The organism is Dactylosporangium sp. CA-139114, assembly GCF_050955725.1.
Lineage (GTDB): Bacteria > Actinomycetota > Actinomycetes > Mycobacteriales > Micromonosporaceae > Dactylosporangium.
In genome coordinates, this window is record NZ_CP192080.1 from 4,215,144 (window position 1) to 4,235,038 (window position 19,895).

Consider the following 19,895-nt stretch of genomic DNA (forward strand, 5'->3'; position numbering starts at 1 on the left):
CACGTTAAAAGCGTTATTCGCACCCGTCGAAAATCATCGGGACAACTTAATCCGCAGCTAATAGAAACCGGCCCGGCCGCGGATTTACCGTCGAGGTCGTGACCGAGGACGGCGACGAGCCCATCAACGGTGCCAGCGTGGCTCTGTCGAGCGAGCCTGCGCCCCGCGAACCGGAGCATGCTCCTGCTGACGCGCAGGAGCCCGCCGTCGCCGACGAGCAGGACGAGCAGGACGAGGTAGATGAGGAGGACGAGGAGGACGAGGAGACCGTCAAGCGCGATCTCTGGCGCCGCGTCCTCGCCGTCGTCGTCGTGCTCGTGGCCACGCTCGCCGTCGTGCTGCTGTGGGCCCGCCCCGCGCACGAACCCGGCGCGCCCGCGCTGCCGCCCGGGGGCCAGCCCGCCGCCTCGGGCAACCTGAACCCGACCGACCTCGCCTTCCTGCAGCTCATGATCTCGCTGGACAACAGCGCGCTGCCACTGTTCGACCTGCTCAAGGACGACACCCAGCTCGCGGGGGTCGTGGGCCCGGCCGCCACCGGGCACCGCGACGAGCTCGCCGCGCTGCGCTCCGCCCTGACCGCCGGCGGGGGCGTCGAGAACCCGTCCGAGCACGCCGGGCACGACCTGCCCGGGATGGTGCTCGAGGACGACCTCGCCGCGATCCGCGCCGCGCCCGCCGAGCAGCGCCTGGCCACGGCGGTCCGGGTGCTGCGCGAGCACTTCGAGGGCACGACGCACCTGGCGACCTCGGAAGGTACGGCCGGATCCGACACGGCCACGAAAGGCGCCGCCGAACGGATCCTCGCGGCCCACACGAAGCTGATGCAGGCCCTGCCGGCGGTGTAAGTTTCCGCCCGCCGTACCGCTCTGAGCTGCACGGACTCCCCGGTTCGCGATCACCGGCTGGGCAGCATGTGACGTGTCTCAATACAACAACGGGCATGAGGAGACTCTGGGCCGCCGTCGCGGCCAGCAGCATGGCCGTCGTCGGCGCGGTCGCCGTCATCGGCCTCAACAGCACGGCATCCGCGGCCACCGGCGGCACCGGAACCGGATACCTGAGCACCGTCGGTGCCCAGCTCGTCGACGCGACCGGCACCAAGGTCCGCCTCACCGGCCTCAACTGGTTCGGCATGGAGACCGACAACAAGACGTTCCACGGGCTGTGGGCCCGGCCGTGGCGGGACCACATCGACCAGATGGCGAGCCTCGGGTACAACACCATCCGGGTGCCCTTCTCCGAGGACGCGCTCAAGCCGGGCGCGCAGGCGAACAGCGTCGACGGGTACAGCAACCCGGACCTGGTCGGCCTCACCCCGCTGCAGATCCTCGACAAGGTCGTGGACTACGCCGGCAGCAAGGGCATGCGCATCCTGCTCGACCGGCACCGCCCGACGAGCGCCGGGCAGAGCGCCCTGTGGTACGTCCCGGCGACCCCCGAGTCGGCGTGGATCAGCAACTGGCAGATGCTCGCCCGCCACTACGCCGGCAACACCACGGTCATCGGCGCCGACCTGCACAACGAGCCGCACGCGGACGGCACCGACCCGAACGGCACCGGCGCCTGCTGGGGCTGCGGCGACGTGAACCGCGACTGGCGCCTGGCCGCCGAGCGGGCCGGCAACGCGATCCTCGACGCGAACCCGAACTGGCTCATCGTCGTCGAGGGCGTCAGCTGCCCGAGCGGCGGCAACGCCAACGCCTGGGACGACATTCCGGACGAGCCGTGCGGCTGGTGGGGCGGCAACCTGTCGAAGGCCGGGCAGTTCCCGGTGCGCCTGAACAAGCCGAACAAGCTCGTGTACTCCGCGCACGAGTACGCCAACTCCGTCTACCACCAGGCGTGGTTCGACGACCCGAGCTTCCCGGACAACCTCCCCGCCGTCTGGGACCAGTTCTGGGGCTACCTGCAGAAGCAGAACATCGCGCCGGTGCTCATCGGCGAGTTCGGCAGCACCCTGCAGAACCCGCAGGACGTGCGGTGGCTGCAGAAGCTCATGCAGTACATGGGTACCGGCGTCACGGGCATGAACTTCACCTACTGGTCCTGGAACCCGAACTCGGGCGACACCGGCGGCATCGTCGGCGACGACTGGAAGACGGTCAACCAGCAGAAGCAGTCGATCCTGCAGCCGTACCTCATCCCGCCCGCCGGCGGCACCGGGCCCACCGGCTCGGCGTCGGCGTCCAGGTCGGCCTCGCCGTCCACCTCGGCCTCGCCGTCCGCGTCGGTCTCGCCTTCGGCGTCGAAGAGCCCGTCGAACCCGCCCCCGACCGGCGGCTGCACCGCGACCGTGAAGATCGACAACGCCTGGCAGGGCGGCTTCCAGGCCAGCGTCACGGTGAAGAACACCGGCAGCGCGGCCGTCAACCCGTGGACCGCCACCTTCGCCGTGCCGTCCGGCGTGACGCTGCAGAGCGGCTGGAACGCCACCGTCACCCAGTCCGGCACGACGTTCACGGCGGCCGCCCCGAGCTGGGCCCCGTCGCTGGCCGCCGGGGCCTCGGTGACGATCGGCTTCACCGCCAACGGCCCGTCCAGCCCCGCCCCGTCCGGCGTCAAGCTCAACGGCGCCACCTGCTCGTAGAACCTGGGGGGATTCGCGGCCCGGGGAGGGGATTCGGCACCCTCCCCGGGCCGCGCTGTTCCGGCCCTGCCGCCGGGCCGCACCTGCCCGGCGTGCGCGTCACAGGCGGTACAGCTCCAGCGACGCCAGCTGCCCCGCGCCCTGGACCGTGTTCGCGGTGAAGACCAGCCGCACGTAGCGCCACTGCGAGCCCGGCAGCATGATCGTCGCGCGCTGGCCCGACGCCGGGTCGAAGGTGTAGTTCGCCGCGCTCACCAGCGTCGAGAACGTCTTGTCGTCGGCGCTGGCCTGGACCTCGATGCGCTGGCTGCGGGCCGGCCACGCCGGCGAGGGCGGCAACCGCAGCACCGCGCGGCGCACCGGCGCCGGGTTGCCGAGATCGACCTGCACCCACTGCGGGAACGCGTTGTTGCGGCTCTCCCAGTACGTGCTCGCGTCGCCGTCGGTGATGTTGCCGGAGCCGTACACGTCCGCGTGGCCGCTGTCGCGGGTGTTGCGGCCCGCGGCCAGGTCGAGCAGGCCGTTGAGGCCGAGCGGGTCGGGGCCGCCGCTGCTCGACGTGCCCTCGGTGTCCCCGCCGGGCCCCGCTGACGGCGCCGAGCCGCTCGGGCGGGGAGCCGGCGACGAGGGGCGGGCCGAGGGCGGGCGCCTGGAGCCGCTCGCGGCCGGGGACGGCCCCGACCCGCCGGGGACGGGGTAGGGCTCGCCGGCCGCGTCCGTGCCGGCCGGCGCCGGGCGTTCCGGCCACGCGGCCACCACCCCGGCGCCGAGCGCCACGACCGCCGCGGCGCCCGCGGCCGCCAGGAGGAGCCGGCGGCGGGGGGCGGGGGCCGCCACCGCGGCGGGCTCGGCGCCGAGCGCGAGGACCCGGGCGACCTGGTACGGCTTCACCGCCGCATCGCCGCCCGGGTGGCGCTCGGCGAGCTCGGCGGCCGCGGCCCGGCCCCAGTCCGTCGGCTCGCCGATCACCTCGAGCTCCACGCCGGCGGGCACGTCGGTGAGGGCCGCCGTGAACAGCGTGGACAGGGCCGGCCACACGAGGTCGTTGATGTCCAGCCCGGGGGTGCCCACGACGACCCGGTAGCGACCGTCGGCGAGCTGGCGGTACGGCGTCAGGTCGGCCGTCGACTCCTGGGCCGGCGCCGGCGCCGGCGCGGGCTCGGGCGCGGGCACCGCGGCGCGGCCCACGGCCGGCGCGAGCGGGCCGACCGGCATCGCGTGCAGGCCGCCGCCGGAGACGCGGACGAGCCAGCCGAGCTCGAGCGCGTAGGTCGCGGCGTCGAGCGCGCGCAGGCCCGGCTGCGGGGGCGTGGACGCCGCGACCTCCTCGCGGCCGTCGGGCAGGCACCGCAGCCGGGCGGCCGGCTCGGGCCACACCGGGTTCAGGGCGGAGTCGAGGGCGTACACGACGACCTCGCCCGACGGCGTGTGCAGGGGGATGCCGTTGACCAGGCTCACCGGCTCGCCGAGTTCGGCCGCGGCGGCGAGGGCGACGGGCCGGCCCGCACCCTGCCCGGGCGCGAGGAAGGCCACGTCGGCGGCCTCCGGCAGGGCGCGCAGGGCGGCGGCGAGCCCGGGGCCGGTGACGGTGGCGTCGCACACGAGCAGCGGGCGGGCGGGGTCGACGGCGACGGAGCGGGTGATCTCCGGTGCCGGCCCGGCCGACAGCAGCCAGCCGGCCGGGATCGGGGTCGCGTCGAGGTCGGCGTCCGGCCACGCGGGGGCCGGGAAGCGCGGCCCGGCCGCGACCCGCTGCCCGTCGGGGGTGTGCCGCCACCAGCCGGCCGCGGCGAACATCGTGCCGCCGGGGGAGACGACGACCGGGCCGCCCGGCGCGAGCACGGGCAGGCCGAGGTCGGCGGCCAGGGCCGCGGCCGCGGGCTCGGTGGTGTCGAGCAGGACGACACCGTCGAGCCCGTCGGCGGCAAGCTGCGCAGGCGGGGTCCCATCGATAACCAGCCAACCGGGCGACGTCACCCGGGCACCCTACCCGAACTTATCGGACATAGATGACGGGCTGCCTCGCGGCGGCCATGTTGCTGCCGATGAAGTACGACGGGTGCGGCGGCTGGTTGTACGCGGTGTTCTGCCACGCGATCGCCTCGCGGTACTGGCAGTCGTGCATCAGCGTGTACAACTTCGTCGTCGTCGGGATCGTCGTGCTGTAGATGCGCAGCGCCGTGTTGTTCGTCGTGGGCCAGACGACCTCCTCGCGCCAGTCGCCGAACAGGTCCGCCGACAGCGACGGCGTGGACTTCGTGCCGTTGTCGGCGTGCACGTCGGAGCCGGTGAGCAGGCGGGTGTCGCCGCCGGTGCCGTACTTGTCGATGTGCGTGCCGTCCAGCAGCTCGCGGGTCGTGTCGCCGTCCCACCAGATCACGAAGTTCGTCGAGCCGGGCTTGCGCGAGGCCACCACCGCCCCGCTCGGCGAGCGCAGGCCGTCGGCGGCCGCGGACCACGACTCGGCGCCGGGGCTGCCGGCCCAGATGTCGTCGGAGACGCCGCGGCCGTTGTCGCCGTTGGCCGGCGTGGTCCACAGCACCTGGCCGGTGCGGGCGTCGGCCATCCACGACGAGGGCTTCGAGCCGTCCTCGTCCACCTTGAACTCCTCGAGGCCGGGGCGGGCCGGGTCGAGGTCGCCGACGTGCATCGCGTCGCCGTGACCGTTGCCGTTGTTCCACAGCTTGGCGCCGTTGTCGTCGATCGCCATCGCGCCGTACACGATCTCGTCCCGTCCGTCCTGGTCGACGTCGGCGATGGCGAGCTGGTGGTTGCCCTGCCCGGCGTAGGCGCTGTTGCCGGAGGCGTTGCTGTCGAACGTCCAGCGCTTCGTCAGCGAGCCGTTGCGGAAGTCCCACGCGGCGATGACCGAGCGGGTGTAGTACCCCCGCGCCATGATGAGCGACGGGCGCTTGCCGTCGAGGTAGGCGGTCCCGGCCAGGAAGCGGTCGACGCGGTTGCCGTAGCTGTCGCCCCACGCGGAGACCGTCCCGCGCGACGGGTCGTAGCTCACCGTCGACATCGCGGCGCCCGTCTGCCCGTTGAACATGGTCAGGTACTCCGGTCCGGACAGGACGTAGCCCGAGGCGTTGCGGTAGTCGGCGTTCGCGTCGCCGATCACGCGCCCGGTGCCGTCGGTGGTGCCGTCCGCGGTCTTCATCGCGACCTCGGCCCGGCCGTCGCCGTCGTAGTCGTAGACCTGGAACTGCGTGTAGTGCGCCCCGGCGCGGATGTTGCGGCCGAGGTTGATCCGCCACAGCCGCTGGCCGCCGAGCCTGTACGCGTCGACGTAGACGTTGCTGGTGACTCCCGACTGGGAGTTGTCCTTGCTGTCGGCCGGGTCCCACTTCAGGATGATCTCGTACTGCCCGTCGCCGTCGACGTCGCCGACCGACGCGTCGTTGGCGCTGTACGTGGAGCCCGGGCTGGAGATCGGCACGTCCAGGTAGCCCCCGCCGGTGAAGCGCAGCGAGGCCGGGGAGGCCGCCTGCTCGGCCCCGCCGACGACCGCGCGGACGGTGTAGGAGGCGTCGGCGGCGGCCCCGCTGTCGAGGTAGTTCGTCGAGTTGGTGACCGTCGCGATGCGGGTGCCGGCGCGGTACACGTTGAACGACGTGTCGAACGCCTCCGTGCCCAGCAGCCGCCACGACACCAGGTTCCCGCTGCCGGAGCGCACGGAGATGAGCCCGCGGTCGAGCTTCTCCATCTGCCGCCCGTTCTCACCCGAGGGCGGCGGCGAGGTCGAGGGCGGCGGCGAGGTCGGCGTGGTCGTGCCTCCGGTGCAGGCGACCCCGTTGAGGGAGAAGGCCGGCGGCACCGGGTTCGAGGACGTGTACGCGCCGTTGAAGCCGAACGAGACCGTCGCGTTCGCGGCGATCGCGGCGTTGTAGCCGGCGTCGACCGCCTGGACCGCGGTGCCGGACTGCGTGACGGTCGCGTTCCAGGCCTGGGTCACGGACTGTCCGCTCGCGAACGTCCACATCAGGTTCCAGCCGTTGATCGCGTCGCCGAGGTTGGTGATGGCGACGTTCGCGCCGAAGCCGCCCTGCCACGTGTTGGTGATGGTGTACTGCACCCGGCAGCCGGCCGCCGCGGCGGAGGCGATGTGCACCGCCGCCACGGCACCGGCTCCGGCCGCCAGGATCGCCGCCGAGGCGGCCGCTGCTCGTCGCACGTTTCGCTCCCTCATCCGCCGGGCCGTTTCGGCGGACGGTAGCGCCGGAGCGAAGCGTTTCGAAAGGCGTCGATCCCGGGACCGCGCGCGACGGTCCCGGGATCGTGAAACTTACGCGGGGAAAGCGCTTACCCCAGCTTGAACGACTGCGCGCCGGTGCCGTTGCACGCGTACTGCACCAGCTGTACGCTGTCGGCCGTCGACGCCCCCGGCGTGTCCAGGCACTTGCCCGTGGCGCGGCTGACGAAGTGGTACCACCCGCCGCCCTCGGCCACCGGCTGCCACTGCTGGTTGGTGCCGCCGCTGTAGGCCCACAGCTGGATCGGCGCGTTGTCGGCGGTGGACCTGCCGGTCACGTCCAGCGACTGGGCCGGGTTGGCCTGGTTGTCGATGCGGTAGTAGCCGCCGTCGGTCGCCTGGAACCGGTAGTGCTGCGCGTTGGTGCCGTTGCAGGTGTACTGCTGGATCGCCGTGCCGTTCGCGGTGGCGGCCGCGCGGGCGTCGACGCACTTGCCGCTGGTCTTGTTGACGAGCGAGTAGTACGTGCCGGGCTGCAGGGGCCCCGAGGACGCCGTGGGCGTCGGCGACGACGAGGTCGGCGGGGTCGACGTCTGCCCCGCGAGCCACTGGATGCCCTGGATGATCCAGCGGTTCTGGTTCGCGCTGTCGAACGTCGAGGACGTGCGCGTGTTGGTGCTGTAGTTCATGCCGTTGTGGCCGAAGTTGGCGTAGAGCATCTTGTAGTTGCGGTTGGTCCACAGGATCGGGTAGTAGCCGCTGTACCAGGACTGGTTCGGGTCGGTGCCGACCGGGAAGCTGCTCGGGTCGACCGACGCGAGGATGTCGATGTTCGGGTTCTGGCGCAGGTCGTTGCTCCACGAGTACCACTCGGAGACCGCGGAGGTGAACGTCGCCGGCAGTCCGGCCGTCGACGGGTGGCCGCGGTCCTCGACCTTGTACGTGATGCGCGTCGGGCCCCACGTGTTCGTCTGGAACGCGCCGGAGCCGAGGAAGGTGTTGTAGTACCAGCTCCACGAGTTCGGGTCGGTGGTGAACGCGCTCACGTGGAAGCCCATCCACGCGCCGCCGTTCTGCATGTACTGCTGGAACGCGGCCCGCTGCCCGGAGGGCGGGGCGTCGTCCAGGAACATGATCACCTTGTACTGCGCCAGGCTGCCGGTGTTGAGCCGGCTCCAGTCGGTCGTGGCCTCCCAGGTGAAGCCGTTGGCGGCGCCCTGGGCGGGGAACCAGTCCCTGGCCTCTTTGTCGAAGTCGATGTGGGCGGCGTCCCAGGTGCCGTTGTAGAACGCGAGCACCTTGAACGGGGTGGCGGCGAGGGCGGGCCGGATCACGAGGCCCACCCCCAGCAGCGTCAACAGGGCAAGCGCGGCCAGCGCCAGCTTTCTGCGCACGGTTGGGGGTCCTTCGGGTGAGGGTGAGAGGGATGGGCGGATCCGCTCAGTCGCATCATCGTGCATCGATGACGCCCCGCACAAGGTAAAGAAGCCTAATAGTTAAAGTAAGTCGCCAATTAAGTGAAGCCGCAGCTCCGCCGGCCCGATCCCGATCACCGAGGGTCCGGTGATCGCCACGCCGACGCGGACTGCGCGGCCCTGGGCCGCTTCGCGATCGGTCAGGTGCCGGGCGAGGCGTAGGGGCCGGGCAGCTCGCCGGAGCCGCGGGCGATCAGGCGGGTCGCGACCACGTGCGTCGCGGGCTCCCAGGTCTCGCCGTCCAGGCGCCGGAACAGCAGCTGCGCGGCGAGGCGGCCCATCGCGGCCGGGTCCTGGGCCACGACTGTCACCGCGGGCTGCAGCAGGTCGGCGAGCGGGAAGTCGTCGAACCCCACGAGCGCCACCGACGTGTGCCGGTCGCGGCTGCGCAGGGCCCGGATCGCGCCCAGCGTCACGAGGTTCTGCGCGCTGAAGCAGGCCGTCGGCGGGCGCGGGCCGTCGAGCATGCGCAGCAACGCCGCCTCGGCCGCGTCCGCGGTGTGCAGGTCGTGGGCGACGTGCGCGGCGCTGCGGTGGATGCCGTGCTCGGCCAGGGCCTCCCGGTAGCCGGTGAACCGCTGGCGCGCGGTCGCGATCGAGCGCAGGTCGCCGAGGTAGGCGATGTCACGGTGGCCGTGCGCGACCAGGTGCTGCACCGCGACCGCGGCGCCGGCCTCGTTGTCGGCGAGGACCGCGTCGGCGTGCAGGCCCACCGGCGGGCGGTCCACGAACACGACGGGCGTGTCCGGGTTCAGCTCGCGGGTGAGGTAGGCCTGGTCGTCCCCGGCCGGCACCATGACCAGCCCGTCCGCCTGGCGCCGCGCGCACTCGCGCACCAGCGTCCGCTCGCGCTCCGGGTCCTCCTCGACGCTGCCGGCGAAGATGAGCACCCCGCGCTCGCGGGCGACGTCCTCGAGCGCGCGGTGCAGCGCCGAGGAGAACGGGTTCGCGATGTCCTCCAGCAGCGCGGCGATGGCGGCCGTGCGCCCGTCCGCCCGCCGCAGCCGGCTCGCGGTCATGTTCGGTCGGTAGCCCAGCTGCTCGATCGCCCGCCGGACCCGGCTCTCCTTGGTCGCGCTCACCCCGGGCTCGGCGTTCACCACGCGGGAGACGGTCTTCGGGCTGACCCCGGCCAGCTGGGCCACGTCGCGGAGAGTCGGTCGGGCGTCCACGGTGGCCCAGCGTACCGGGACCGGACGGTGACAACGATGTCATCGATGGTCAACTGTATTCGAATTCGTTATCATAGATCTTGGACCAGCCTTTATTGACAAGCATGAGGATGCATGGCCAGAGTATTTGACAACGTTGTCAAGGGAGGAACCATGCGCAGAGCACTGAGCGCGCTCGCCGTCGCCACCCTCGCGGTGCTGCCGTCCGCCGCGTGCGGCGACAACCAGGCCGGCGGCGGCAAGGACATCTCGGTCGCGCTCATCACCAAGAACTCCACGAACCCGTTCTTCGTCACCATGCAGGACGGCGCCCGGCAGGCCGCCGCGGCCGAGGGCGTGAAGATCACGATCGCCGCGGGCAAGGCCGACGGCGACGAGGCCGGCCAGGTGCAGGCGATCGAGGACGCCGTCGCGCGCGGCGACGCCGGCATCCTCATCACCCCGAACGGCCCCGGCGTCAACCCCGCCATCAAGAAGGCCCGCGACGCCGGGCTCTACGTGATCGCCCTCGACACCCCGCCCGACCCGGCGAACACCGTCGACATCACCTTCGCCACCGACAACTTCAAGGCCGGCGAGCTCATCGGCAAGTGGACCGCCACCACGCTGGCCGGCAAGCCCGCCGTCATCGCCCTGCTCGACCTGTTCAACGACAAGATCGTGTCGGTCGACTACAGCCGGGACCAGGGATTCCTGACCGGCATGGGCATCGACGCCAAGGACCGCAAGCGCAACGGCGACGAGGAGAAGACCGGCAGCTACAGCGGCGGCACCTACACCATCGCCTGCAACGAGCCCACGAACGGCGCGGAGGACGGCGGCCGCACCGCGATGGAGCGCTGCCTGACCAAGAACCCCGGCATCAACGTGGTCTACACGATCAACGAGCCCGCGGCCGTCGGCGCCCAGCAGGCCATCAAGGCGGCCGGCGGCCCGAGCCCGATCGTCGTGTCGATCGACGGGGGCTGCGACGGCGTGCGGCAGGTCGGGGCCGGAGTCATCAGTGCCACGTCGCAGCAGTACCCGCTCAAGATGGCCGAGCTCGGGGTCAAGGCGATCAAGCAGATCGCCAGCGGCGGGCAGAAGCCGCAGGTCTCCCCGGGCCTGGACTTCTACGACACCGGCGTCGCCCTCGTGACCGACAAGCCGGCCCCTGGCGTCGAGTCGATCGACACGGCCAAGGGCACCGAGCTCTGCTGGGGCAAGCGGTGACGGCCACGACCGCCGCGGAGCGGTTCGCGCTGCGCCGGCAGTCGCCGCTGCAGCGGGTGCACCATGTGCTGCACCGTCATCCGGCCATCAGCCCGCTGCTCGTGCTCGTCGTCGCCGCGGTCGCGTTCTCGGCGGTCAACCCGCGCTTCTCGTCGCCCAACTCGCTGTCGCTGGTGCTGCAGCAGGTCGCCGTCATCGGCGCGCTCGCGGTCGGCCAGACCCTCGTGATCCTCACCGCCGGCATCGACCTGTCCGTCGGCGCGATCACGATCCTGGCGATGATGCTCTCGGCGAAGCTGGCCGAGGGCGGAGGCCTGCCGGGGCCGGTCGCGGTGCTCGCCGGCGTCGCCGTCGGGGTCGTCGCGGGGCTGCTCAACGGCGCGCTGGTGACCCGCATCGGGCTGCCGCCGTTCATCGTCACGCTCGGCACGCTGAGCGTGTTCACCGCGATCGGCCTGCTGTACTCCAAGGGCCGCAGCGTCCAGCAGGCCGACCTCCCGGCCTTCGTCAACTGGACGGGCGAGACGTTCGCCGTGGGCCGCTTCCACATCACCGTCGGCGTGGTGCTCGTCGCCGTGCTGTACTGCGTCGTCGGCTTCGCCCTGACCAACACCGCCTGGGGCCGGCACGTCCACGCCGTCGGCGACGACCGGGAGGCGGCCCGCCTCGCCGGCATCCGCGTCGACCGCGTGCTGCTCAGCGTCTACACCCTCGCCGGCGCCATCTACGGCCTGACCGCCTGGATCCTCATCGGCCGGGCCGGTGCGGCGAGCCCGAACGCGATCGCCGACGCGAACCTGGAGAGCATCACCGCCGTCGTGATCGGCGGCACCAGCCTCTTCGGCGGGCGCGGCGCGGTGCTGGGCACCCTGCTGGGCGCCCTCATCGTCGGGGCCTTCCGCAGCGGGCTCTCCCTCGCCGGGGTCGACGACCAGTACCGCGTCCTCGCCGTCGGCCTGCTCGTCCTGCTCGCCGTGGCCGTGGACCAGTGGATCCGGCGGGTGAGGGCATGACCGTCGTATTGTCGGCCCGCGGACTGGTGAAGACCTTCGGCCGGGTCGTCGGGCTCGACGGCGTCGACCTCGACCTGCACGCGGGCGAGGTGCTCGCGATCATCGGCGACAACGGCGCCGGGAAGTCCACCCTCATCAAGTGCCTGACCGGCGCCCTGGTCCCGGACGCGGGCGAGATCCGCCTCGACGGCGAGCCCGTGCACTTCCGCCGCCCGCAGGACGCGCGCGAGGCCGGGATCGAGACCGTGTACCAGACCCTGGCCGTCGCGCCCGCGCTCGACATCGCCGGGAACCTCTACCTGGGCCGGGAACGCCGCCGGCCGGGCGTGCTCGGCTCGGTCCTGCGCATGCTCGACAAGAAGGGCATGCGCGCCGACGCCGCCCAGGCGCTGTCGGACCTGGGCATCGGCACCCTGCAGAACATGGCCCAGCCGGTCGAGACGCTCTCGGGCGGCCAGCGCCAGGCCGTCGCCGTGGCCCGGGCGGCCGCGTTCGGCAGCAGGGTGATCGTGCTCGACGAGCCCACGGCCGCGCTCGGCGTGCGCGAGTCCAACCAGGTGCTCAGGCTCATCGGCGAGGTGCGCGCCCGCGGCCTGCCGGTGATCCTGATCAGCCACAACATGCCGCACGTGTTCGAGGTCGCCGACCGCATCCACATCCAGCGCCTCGGCCGCGGCGCGGGGGTCATCACCCCCGAGTCGCACACCATGGCGGAGGCGGTCGCGATCATGACCGGCGCGGTGACGCTCTGACGGGGCCGGGCGGCCCTCGGCGACCGCCCGGCGCCACCCCGCCTCCGGTGTAGGTGTCGATCAGTTCCCCGCTGTCCCACGCCGGGCCGACCCGTCCCGGCGGGCCGTGGCGGTGGTACCGCACCGACCAGCTGGGTCCGCGCGCCGCGGCCGCGGCCGCCCGGAGTTCGATCAGGAGACCGGTGCTCGCCGCGTGCCCGCCGGGTTCGGCAACGCGCGGCGTAAAGGCCGCGCGCAGGCCGGTCTCGCCGCCGTCGTGCATCGTTTCACCGTTCACGGGCACGATCGGCACGGCCATCGGATCGGCGGAGAAAATAGGCGCCCTTCGGTCCCGGCGGCGTGCGCATCGCCACGTCGTCGAGCGCGGCGACGCGCACGTGCCATTGCCGGGAACTGTCGTGCCGGAACGCCACCGTGCCGGCCGCGGTGCCGGGCAGAGACGCGCACGTGCCATTGCCGGGAACTGTCGTGCCGGAACGCCACCGTGCCGGCCGCGGTGCCGGGCAGATCGGCCGGCCTGTGACACGGGTCGAACATGTCGCCATCGGCTTGCTCGCCGGGAGCCGGGAAGAACGTCGCCGAACGGATGACGAAACACCCGGCCGCGATGTGCATCATCCGCCGGGCGATCGTGGTGACCGGCTGCGGCCGCCGCTGCGTCGTGCGGCCGTCGGGCCCGGAATCGGCCCTCCTCGCCGGCGCGGATGTTCCAGCGCCCGCGCATCGGCTCCCAGAGATATTCCTCGTCGGTGAGCCCCTGCGGCCCCGGCCACGGGTGGGCGTGCCAGGAGAACCGCAGCTGGGCGCCGAGCAGACCCCCGGCCCGGCGGCGGTGCGCGCATGCCACGAGCCTGGACCGGTTGCGCGTAATTACCTCGCCACGAACGGTGAGGAACTGTTTTCCTCCGCTATCTGGCGGGAATGCAATTGATTGGCGATACTGTTCGCCACGGGCACCGTTATTTCCAGTCCGGACCCAGTCGCTCACGGGAGGTCGGCCGGCATGGCCAAGCGTGTCATTCAGGAACTGATCGACGATCTGGACGGTAAGCCCGCCGATGAGAGTGTGACGTTCGGCCTCGATGGCGTGCAGTATTCGATCGACCTGTCCAAGAAGAACGCGGAGAAACTGCGCGCCGCGCTCAAGCCCTACATTTCCGCGGGCACCAAGGTCGGCCGCAGCGCGACCGTTGGGGCCCGAACCACCCCGGGCCGGGGCCGCGCCACGACCCGGGGTGATCGCGACCAGAACCGCGCGATCCGGGAATGGGCACAGGGCGCCGGATTCCAGGTTTCCGACCGTGGCCGCATCAAGCAGGAGATCGTGGACCAGTTCCACGCCGCCACGGGCCGTTAGCACGACCCGAACCGGCCGCCGGGGCGCCCCGCGCGCTTCCCGGCGGCCGAGCTCGCTGCGCTAAGTCCGTCGGGCTGTGCTCGCGGACGGGGTTCGCGGGCCGAGTTCGCCGCGCCGCGTTGGTCGGGCTGTGCTCGCGGACGGGGTTCACGGGCCGAGTTCGCCGAGCCGAGTTCGCCGGGCCGAGTTCGCCGCGCCGCGTTGGTCGGGCCGCGTTCGTCGGGCTGTGCTCGCGGACGGGGTCGCGGGCCGGAATCGCTCAAGGCCGGGGCGCGCCGGCCGATCGGGCCGGGGTGAACCTGGTCGCGGTGCTCATCGTCCGCAACGAGGCGGCCAACCTGCCCGGCTGCCTGTCCTCCCTCGACGGGATCGTCGACGGCGTGCACGTGCACGACACCGGCTCCACCGACGAGACCGTCGACCTCGCGCGCTCGCTCGGGGCCACGGTGAGCGCGGGGCAGTGGCGGGACGACTTCGCCGCCGCGCGCAATGCCGCCCTCCAAGCCGCCGTTCAAGGCGCCGCTGATGCCGCCGTTGCACCCGGCGTGCAGGGCGCCCTCCAGGCCGCCGTGCAAGCCGCCGGAAGGCCGGAGTGGGTGCTGAGCATCGACGCCGACGACCGGGCCGAGGGCGACCCGCGGCGGCTGCGCGCCATCCTCGCGTCCGCCCGCAGCGGCGCCCTGCTCGTGCCGATCGACAACCGGCACGACGAGCTGCCGTACACCCACCACACCCCGCGGCTCTTCCGCCCCGGCCGCGTGCACTGGCAGGGGCGGGTCCACGAGCGGCTCGTGCCCGAGGACGGCGTCTGGCCCGCGGTGCCCCGGGAGGCGCTGCACCTCGTGCACCACGGTTACGCCGACGCCGAGACGCGCCGCCGCAAGGCCGTCCGCAACGCCGCGATCGGCGAGGAGGTGCTGGAGCGGCTCACCGGCGAGGCCGACCACGACCTGGCGGCCACGACGCTGCTCGACCTCGGGCGCAGCTACGTCGGCGCCGGGCGGGCCCAGGACGCCGTGGACGCCTTCGAGCAGCTGCGCGAGCGCACCCGGCCCGGCGACCGGCAGTGGGTGCTCGGCACCGACGCGCTGGCCCGGCTGCTGCTCGGCGCCGGGCACGACGACGTCGTGGTCTTCCTCGCGCGCGAGCTGCGCGAGCACGGCGCCGAGCGCCAGTACTGCGACTGGCTCGAGGCCCAGGCCCTCGCCCAGCTCGGGCACGCCGACGAGGCCTGGCGGCTGCTGCGCGGCGTCAAGCACGTCGTCGACCCGGCCGGGCGCGAATACCCGCCGGCGCACCTCGCCGAGCTCAAACGGCTGCTCGGCGAGCTGGTCGCGGTGCGCGGCTAGCACCGCGCAGCGGCCGGCGCCCCGGGCCGGCTAGGACTCCAGGCACAGGCCGGGGCGGTCGGTCATCAGCGGACGCACCGAGACCGGGCCGCCCGCGGCCGCCGCGATCTGCACCGCGCGCTCCAGCGAGTCGACGTCGACCAGCCAGTACCAGCGAAACGCCCCGGGACCGGCGCCGCCCTCGAGCCGGACCGTCAGGCTCGGGTCGGCGAGCCGGCCCGCGTCGACCAGCTCGCCCCCGAGCTCGGCCGGCGGCGCCGACCCGGCCGCGTGCAACAGCAGGAACTTCGTCATGCCCGAAGGTCGGAGCCGGCGGGCGCGGCTCTACACGGGCCGGGGCTCGCCGCGGTAGGTGCCGAACGACCACAGGTTGCCCTCGGGGTCGCGCACCGCGAACCCCTGCGAGCCGTAGTCGGCCTCGTGCAGCTCCTGCAGGATCTCCGCGCCGGCCGCCCGGGCCCGCGCGTAGAGGGCGGCGGGGTCGGCGGTCACGACGTAGCAGCCGGACGTGCCGGGCTTCAGGTTCCACGGCGAGGCGTCGCGGCGGTCGCTGCCGAGCATGACGCCGCCGCCCTCCGGCCAGGCCAGCTGGGCGTGCTCGACGAGGTCGCCGTCGCCGTACACGGCGACCTCGACGAAGCCGAACGCGTCGACGAGGAAGGTGATCAGGGCGCGGGCGTCGGTCGCGCGCAGGGTCGGCCACACGTTCGGCGGCGGGGTCCGGTCATCGCTCATGGGCCGATTCTGCGCCGGCCAGGTCCACCGGGGATTGCATGTTTCGGAACTCCTCCGCCCACCAGCGGGCCGGCGGCAGCCCGGCCAGCGCGGCGAACTCGCGGGTCAGGTGGGCCTGGTCGTAGTAGCCGCAGGCCACGGCGAGCCCGGCGAGGGGGTGGGCGCCGCCCGACGTCTGCAGCAGCCGGCGGGCCCGGTCGAAGCGGGCCACCCGCCCGGCGACCTTCGGCGACAGGCCGATCTCGACGGCGAAGCGGCGCGCGAGGTACCGCCCGCTCCACCCGGTCTCCCCGGCGAGCTCGGCCGGGCCGGCCGAGCCGCCGCTCGCGCACAGCCGGCGCCAGGCGAACGCCACCTCCGGCGCCGGGAGCAGGCCGGGCACCGCGCGCCGGGTGAGCAGCTCGTCGACGACGCGGAACCGGGCCGGCCAGTCCGCGGCGAGCCCGACCCGCTCGTGCAGCTCGGCCGCGAACGGCCCGAGGACGTCGGTGCCGTGCAGGTCCGCCCCGGCCAGCTCGCCCGCGGGCAGGCCGAGCAGGGCGCGGGCGCCCAGCGGGGACAGGGCCACCTGGATGCCGGCCGAGCCACCGACCTGCTCGATCAGCGCGGGGGTGGTGTGCAGGCCGCCGATGAGGGTGTCGTACTGCCCGGGCGGCGCGGCCGGGTCCGGATGCGCGGTGACGCGCAGGGGCCGGTCGAGCGTGATGATCAGCGTCAGGTACGGCGACGGCAGCCCCCGGTGCCGGGCACCCGCGGGCATCGGGGGCTGGGCGTAGCCCGTGTACCAGGCCGCGAAGGGCCGCACGGCCGGGGCGGGCCGCCAGCGGACGTACGCGGAGTCCACGGGTCCAGGTCAGGCGCTGCGGCGGTCCGCGCGATTCATCGGCCACGCGTTCGGGGTGGCCACCGCGTCCGGCTCGGTGATCAGGGCGCTCGCGTCGCCCTCGAGCGCGGCGGGCACCGTGCGGTACGCCGGGATGCTGGTGAGCGTCCCGCCCTCACGCAGGGTGCGCACGACCTGCGCGTTCGGCGCGGCGAGCACCAGCGAGCCGCCCTGCTCGGCGGCGATGCCCGCGGTCACGCGCAGCATCATCACGCCGGTGCAGTCGATCGCGGCCACCGCCTCGAGGTCGACGACGATGCGCAGCTCCGGCCGCAGCAGCGCCTGCGACAGTGCCGTCTCCAGCTGCAGGGCGCTGGCCGCCACCAGCGCCCCGTGACAGGACAGCACCGTGGCGGCAGCGAGTCGTTCCACCGCGAGGGTCAGTGCTGCCATGCTGCGACGATACGGTCTGCGGTGACGGTGGGTGAACCACTGTCCAGCCGGTAACCCCGTCCGTCCGGCCGGGGCCCGCACCACCGGACGTCGCGGTCGGTGATCGTCTGACCGGCGGCGTCCGTCGACCGGCCGGACGTTTCCGGTGCGATGTTCGTCCCGCCGTGCAACCCGATGACCGGTTCGCGCGTCACGCATTCGAGTGACCGCAGCCCGTCCGTTACGCTCGGTGATCGAGCCGGACGAATGACCCCGGCCGGGTGCGACGACGGGCAAACATCGACGGTAATCACGGTTTTGCCGGAATCGGCAACCCCGCCGACCCCTTGCCCCGACCCTTCGCCTGCCAAGGGGCGCGCGCCGATATGGACGGCGACGATAGTGTGCGGTGTCAATACGATTCCGAACCCGTCGCGCCTGCCCGGTGGCCACCCCGCCGGGCTCGGCGCGTCGTCGCAAGGAGGCTTCATGGTGAGAAAAGGCCTGGCCACGACCGCGGCCATTGCCTTGGCCATCCCGGTGCTCGTCGCGCTGCCGGCTACGTCGGCGTTCGCGGCACCGGCGAAAGCTCCGGCCAAGGAGTCGGCGGGCGCGTCCGACGTGCGGGAGATGACCCGCACCAACTTCAAGCTGGACGGCAAGGTCGTCGACACGGCGAAGATGGCGAAGGCGAAGGCGCAGTCGCGCTCGACCCTCGCCGCGGGCACCACCCCGCCGGTCGGCACCGTGCGTCAGTGGCTGGGTTCCGACGACTACAACGGCACCCTCTACCGCAAGGACTACGTCCTGCGCGGTGTCGGTGAGCACATCGAGGTCTGGGTCGCGGTCGACACGTCGTTCCCCGCGGGCGACTGCCGCAACCAGATCCCGAACACCACCACGGTGACCGACGCCCAGGTGGCGAACTTCATCACGCAGTTCGACACCAACATGTACCCGAAGGAGACCGCCGCCTTCGCCACCCCGCCGAACCGGGACGGCAGCAACGCGCTGCTCGGCCCGGACAAGAACGGCAACGGTGGCGTCTACACCGGCGGCGGCGACAAGACGGTGACGCTGGTCGACAACGTCCGGGACGACAACTACTACACCTTCCCGGCCGCGCCGACCTACATCGCCGGCTTCTTCTCCTCGCAGTTCAACGAGCTGTTCGACCGCAACGTCATGACGATCGACGCGTTCGACTGGGAGCACCGCACCGGTGCCGACCCCGTCGACGCGCCCACGTCGGACCTGTGCACCAGCCGCCCGGCCCGCCCGCGCCTCTACGAGGGCACGTTCGCGCACGAGTGGCAGCACCTGGTCGAGTCCTACTCGGACCCGAACGAGACCAGCTGGATGAACGAGGGTCTGTCGGACTTCGCGCAGACGCTCACCGGCTACGTCGACGGGACCAAGACGGTCTTCGACAAGGGCGGCGACGGCCACCTGTACTGCTTCCAGGGCTTCGGGGGCGTGCAGACGCCGTACAACCCGAACCCGCGCGACTGCAACGGTGCCCAGAACTCGCTCAACCTCTGGGGTGAGGGTACGAACGGCAACGGGGTGCTCGCCGACTACGGCAACGCCTACGAGCTGATGCTGTACCTCTACGACCGTTTCGGTCAGGACATCATCGAGCGGCTCCACCGCGACGGTGAGCTGCAGGGTCTCGCGAGCCTCGACGCCGCCGTGAAGGCGGAGGGCGCCAAGGACGTGTACTCGGTCCTGCACGACTACCAGAGCATGGTGCTGCTCGACAAGATCGTCGGCGACTCCCAGTGGGGCATCGTCCTGGGGACCGACAAGAAGAAGGTCACGTCCAAGAGCCTGCGGTCCACGGTCAACCTGGCCAACCCGCACTCCTACGACGTGCCCGGCGCGGCCCCCAACGGCGCGGACTACGTCCTGTTGCAGAAGAACGGCAAGGCGCTGGCCGGCAAGGACCTGCGCTCGCTGAAGTTCAGCGGCGCGAAGACCCTGCCGACCCTGCCCCTGGCCTGGACGCTGGTCAACAACGACCCGGACCGTCCCGGCAACTCGGTGCTGTTCTCCGGCAACGCGAACAACACCGACGCCGCCGCGGTCATCCCGGTGACCGTGCCCGCCACCAACGCGACGCTGAGCTTCCTCGCGAAGTACGGCGCCGAGCTCGGTTACGACTACGGATACGTCCAGGTCTCGACCGACGGTGGCGCGACGTACACCTCGATCCCCGGCGACCGGACCGTCGACGCGCCGTTCGGCCCCGGCCTGAACGGCACGACGAACGGGTTCGAGCAGCACAACTACGACCTGTCGGCCTACGCCGGCAAGTCGATCCTGCTGTCGTTCCGCTACGTCTCCGACGGTGGCGTGAACGAGGGCGGTCTGCTGCTCGACGACATCAAGCTCGGCGGCACGCTGCTGAGCGACGGCTCCAGCCTGGCGCCGTTCAAGTCGCCGACGCAGATCAAGCCGATCACGGTCAACAACTGGAACGTGAAGCTGATCGGCATCGACGAGGCGCACGCGTTCGCCTGGCAGTTCGAGTTCAACGGCCAGGACAGCCTCTCGCTCAACTGGATCCAGCTGGCGCTGCTGTCGCTGTTCCCGAAGGTCGTGGCCGTCGTGGCCTACGACGAGCCGACGGAGCAGGTGCAGCAGTACGCGCCGTACACCCTCACGGTGAACGGCGTGACCCAGCCCGGTGGCGGCGGGGCGTAACCGGTTCCACGGCGGCCCCATCGTCCACTGCGGACGGTGGGGCCGCTGCCGTTGGACGGTGGCGGCCGCTTCCGGGCTCGGCGCCGC

Annotated in this window: 16 protein-coding genes; 8 read left to right on the top strand and 8 right to left on the bottom strand. The window is 72.4% G+C overall.

From position 1 onward, the window contains the following. Positions 1-98: 98 nt before the first annotated feature. Together ACQP2P_RS19205 and ACQP2P_RS19210 are read left to right on the top strand one after the other, a co-directional pair. Positions 99-848, top strand: coding sequence for a hypothetical protein (locus tag ACQP2P_RS19205; protein WP_433617826.1), 750 nt, complete (start codon positions 99-101; stop codon positions 846-848). A gap of 95 nt (positions 849-943) precedes the next feature. Continuing rightward, positions 944-2,590 (top strand): cellulase family glycosylhydrolase, encoded by a 1,647-nt coding sequence (locus ACQP2P_RS19210; RefSeq protein WP_433617828.1) that lies wholly within the window; start codon positions 944-946, stop codon positions 2,588-2,590. A 99-nt stretch (positions 2,591-2,689) separates the two neighbouring features. Here ACQP2P_RS19210 and ACQP2P_RS19215 read toward each other — a convergent pair whose 3' ends face one another. From ACQP2P_RS19215 to ACQP2P_RS19230, 4 genes are all read right to left on the bottom strand, one after another. Beyond that, positions 2,690-4,567, bottom strand: coding sequence for a discoidin domain-containing protein (locus tag ACQP2P_RS19215; RefSeq protein WP_433617830.1), 1,878 nt, complete (start codon positions 4,565-4,567; stop codon positions 2,690-2,692). A 19-nt stretch (positions 4,568-4,586) separates the two neighbouring features. Then, entirely contained in the window at positions 4,587-6,779 is a 2,193-nt protein-coding gene (locus tag ACQP2P_RS19220; protein ID WP_433617832.1) for a cellulose binding domain-containing protein, read from the bottom strand. A gap of 113 nt (positions 6,780-6,892) precedes the next feature. After that, the gene (locus tag ACQP2P_RS19225) at positions 6,893-8,176 is read right to left on the bottom strand and encodes a ThuA domain-containing protein (RefSeq protein WP_433617833.1); all 1,284 of its coding nucleotides are present in this window, start codon (positions 8,174-8,176) and stop codon (positions 6,893-6,895) included. A 221-nt stretch (positions 8,177-8,397) separates the two neighbouring features. Next, entirely contained in the window at positions 8,398-9,429 is a 1,032-nt protein-coding gene (locus ACQP2P_RS19230) for a LacI family DNA-binding transcriptional regulator (protein WP_433617835.1), read from the bottom strand. Positions 9,430-9,582: 153 nt separating this feature from the next. Between ACQP2P_RS19230 and ACQP2P_RS19235 the strand changes: the two genes are divergently transcribed. From ACQP2P_RS19235 to ACQP2P_RS19255, 5 genes are all read left to right on the top strand, one after another. Then, positions 9,583-10,641 carry a substrate-binding domain-containing protein gene (locus ACQP2P_RS19235; protein ID WP_433617837.1) on the top strand — a complete coding sequence of 353 codons (1,059 nt, stop codon included), beginning with the start codon at positions 9,583-9,585 and terminating at the stop codon, positions 10,639-10,641. Next, a complete protein-coding gene (locus ACQP2P_RS19240; protein WP_433617839.1) occupies positions 10,638-11,654 on the top strand; it encodes an ABC transporter permease in 1,017 nt (338 codons plus the stop codon). The genes ACQP2P_RS19235 and ACQP2P_RS19240 overlap by 4 nt, the downstream gene beginning before the upstream one ends. Further along, positions 11,651-12,406, top strand: coding sequence for an ATP-binding cassette domain-containing protein (locus tag ACQP2P_RS19245; RefSeq protein WP_433617841.1), 756 nt, complete (start codon positions 11,651-11,653; stop codon positions 12,404-12,406). The genes ACQP2P_RS19240 and ACQP2P_RS19245 overlap by 4 nt, the downstream gene beginning before the upstream one ends. 1,003 nt (positions 12,407-13,409) lie before the next feature. Beyond that, entirely contained in the window at positions 13,410-13,763 is a 354-nt protein-coding gene (locus ACQP2P_RS19250) for a histone-like nucleoid-structuring protein Lsr2 (protein WP_433617843.1), read from the top strand. Positions 13,764-14,056: 293 nt separating this feature from the next. Further along, entirely contained in the window at positions 14,057-15,112 is a 1,056-nt protein-coding gene (locus ACQP2P_RS19255; protein WP_433617845.1) for a glycosyltransferase, read from the top strand. A gap of 30 nt (positions 15,113-15,142) precedes the next feature. Here ACQP2P_RS19255 and ACQP2P_RS19260 read toward each other — a convergent pair whose 3' ends face one another. Genes ACQP2P_RS19260 through ACQP2P_RS19275 form a run of 4 tightly spaced genes read right to left on the bottom strand, consistent with a single transcriptional unit; the run spans position 15,143 to position 17,123 of the window. Continuing rightward, on the bottom strand, positions 15,143-15,406 hold the full coding sequence (locus tag ACQP2P_RS19260; protein ID WP_433617846.1) for a hypothetical protein: 264 nt from the start codon (positions 15,404-15,406) through the stop codon (positions 15,143-15,145). A gap of 30 nt (positions 15,407-15,436) precedes the next feature. Then, a complete protein-coding gene (locus ACQP2P_RS19265; RefSeq protein WP_433617848.1) occupies positions 15,437-15,847 on the bottom strand; it encodes a VOC family protein in 411 nt (136 codons plus the stop codon). After that, complete coding sequence (locus ACQP2P_RS19270; protein ID WP_433617850.1) at positions 15,837-16,691, bottom strand: helix-turn-helix domain-containing protein; 855 nt, start codon at positions 16,689-16,691, stop codon at positions 15,837-15,839. Before ACQP2P_RS19270 ends, ACQP2P_RS19265 begins: the two co-directional genes overlap by 11 nt. Before the next feature lie 9 nt (positions 16,692-16,700). Beyond that, positions 16,701-17,123, bottom strand: coding sequence for an STAS domain-containing protein (locus ACQP2P_RS19275; protein WP_433617852.1), 423 nt, complete (start codon positions 17,121-17,123; stop codon positions 16,701-16,703). Between the two features lie 468 nt (positions 17,124-17,591). Between ACQP2P_RS19275 and ACQP2P_RS19280 the strand changes: the two genes are divergently transcribed. After that, positions 17,592-19,808 (top strand): choice-of-anchor J domain-containing protein, encoded by a 2,217-nt coding sequence (locus ACQP2P_RS19280; RefSeq protein WP_433617854.1) that lies wholly within the window; start codon positions 17,592-17,594, stop codon positions 19,806-19,808. The last annotated feature ends 87 nt before the right edge of the window (positions 19,809-19,895 follow it).

Excerpts from the sequence above, each read along its gene's own strand:
- ACQP2P_RS19280 (WP_433617854.1), top strand. The coding sequence starts at position 17,592 with ATGGTGAGAAAAGGCCTGGCCACGACCGCGGCCATTGCCTTGGCCATC.
- ACQP2P_RS19235 (WP_433617837.1), top strand. The coding sequence starts at position 9,583 with ATGCGCAGAGCACTGAGCGCGCTCGCCGTCGCCACCCTCGCGGTGCTG.
- ACQP2P_RS19220 (WP_433617832.1), bottom strand. The coding sequence starts at position 6,779 with ATGAGGGAGCGAAACGTGCGACGAGCAGCGGCCGCCTCGGCGGCGATC.
- ACQP2P_RS19260 (WP_433617846.1), bottom strand. The coding sequence starts at position 15,406 with ATGACGAAGTTCCTGCTGTTGCACGCGGCCGGGTCGGCGCCGCCGGCC.
- ACQP2P_RS19265 (WP_433617848.1), bottom strand. The coding sequence starts at position 15,847 with ATGAGCGATGACCGGACCCCGCCGCCGAACGTGTGGCCGACCCTGCGC.
- ACQP2P_RS19210 (WP_433617828.1), top strand. The coding sequence starts at position 944 with ATGAGGAGACTCTGGGCCGCCGTCGCGGCCAGCAGCATGGCCGTCGTC.
- ACQP2P_RS19275 (WP_433617852.1), bottom strand. The coding sequence starts at position 17,123 with ATGGCAGCACTGACCCTCGCGGTGGAACGACTCGCTGCCGCCACGGTG.
- ACQP2P_RS19245 (WP_433617841.1), top strand. The coding sequence starts at position 11,651 with ATGACCGTCGTATTGTCGGCCCGCGGACTGGTGAAGACCTTCGGCCGG.
- ACQP2P_RS19250 (WP_433617843.1), top strand. The coding sequence starts at position 13,410 with ATGGCCAAGCGTGTCATTCAGGAACTGATCGACGATCTGGACGGTAAG.